This is a genomic window from Alcanivorax sp. HI0044, assembly GCF_001634945.1.
Genome location: NZ_LWEZ01000455.1, coordinates 1 through 1,078 on the forward strand (window position 1 = coordinate 1; position 1,078 = coordinate 1,078).

Here is a 1,078-nt window from a genome sequence, read left to right on the forward strand (position 1 = left end):
CTCGCCGCGGCGCAGTGTCAGATCAATTTGATCCACCGCGTGGAGCAACGGTGGTGGCGAGAAAAGGGCGCGGCGCTTGCCTTTGAACGTCACGGCCATGCCACGGGCTTCGAGTAGCAGCGGAGTGTCATCTGGCAGCGGCTCCAGGCGACCCTGGGGCTCCGCATGGATCAGGTGGCGCGTGTAGTCTTCCTGGGGGTGATTCAGCACGGTATCTGTGGGGCCCGCTTCCACCCGTTTGCCGTTGTGCATGACCACGATGTCTTCGGCAAAGCGGCTGACAACGCCCAGGTCATGGCTGATCAGGAGAATGGAGAGATTCAGCTCTTTCTGCAGCCGCTTGATCAGGTCGAGAATAGTTTCCTGTACCGTCACGTCGAGAGCGGTGGTGGGCTCATCGGCAATCAGGATCTGTGGTTCATTGGCCAGGGCCATAGCGATCATGACCCGCTGGCGCTGGCCCCCGCTGAGTTGGTGCGGATAGCGGTCCAGCATGTCCGGTGTAGCGGGCAGTTCGACCTGCTCAAGCAGCGACAGACACCGCTCACGGGCGCGTTTTTTGCTCATGCCCTGATGCACAAACAGGCTTTCGCTGATCTGTTTTTCCACGGTATGCAAGGGGTTCAGGGCCGTCAGCGGCTCCTGGAAAATCATCCCGATGCGACCGCCGCGCAGTTTGCGTTTCTGTTCAGTGTTAAGCGTTTGCAGGTCCGTATCGTCCAGTTGCAGGCTGTCGGCCTGCCAACTCGCGTTTTCCGGTAACAGGTCCATCACAGACAAGGCGGTAAGCGATTTACCAGAACCGGATTCCCCTACTAACGCCAACATTCGCCCGGGGTGGAGTTCCAGTGACATGTCATCGACGGCAAGCTGGTCGGCAAAGCGAATACTCAGCCCTTCTATGCGCAGCAGGCTCATTGCAGAAACTTCCTTGTGTCGAACGCATCGCGAATGGCTTCACCGATAAACACCAGCAGGGTGAGCATCAGGGTGAGCGTGGCAAACACGCTGATACCTAGCCACGGAGCATGCAGGTTCGCCTTTCCCTGGCCCACCAGACGGCCCAGAGAAGGCGCAT

The 1,078-nt window shown here is 59.1% G+C and carries 1 protein-coding gene and 1 pseudogene; both read right to left on the bottom strand.

The annotated features are described in order from the left end of the window. Positions 1-918: ATP-binding cassette domain-containing protein (locus A3730_RS05575; protein WP_156500938.1), on the bottom strand; the 918-nt coding region annotated here is incomplete at its 3' end. After that, positions 915-1,078 (bottom strand): annotated as a pseudogene (locus A3730_RS30250) (ABC transporter permease); the annotation flags it as partial. The pseudogene A3730_RS30250 and the gene A3730_RS05575, both read right to left, overlap by 4 nt.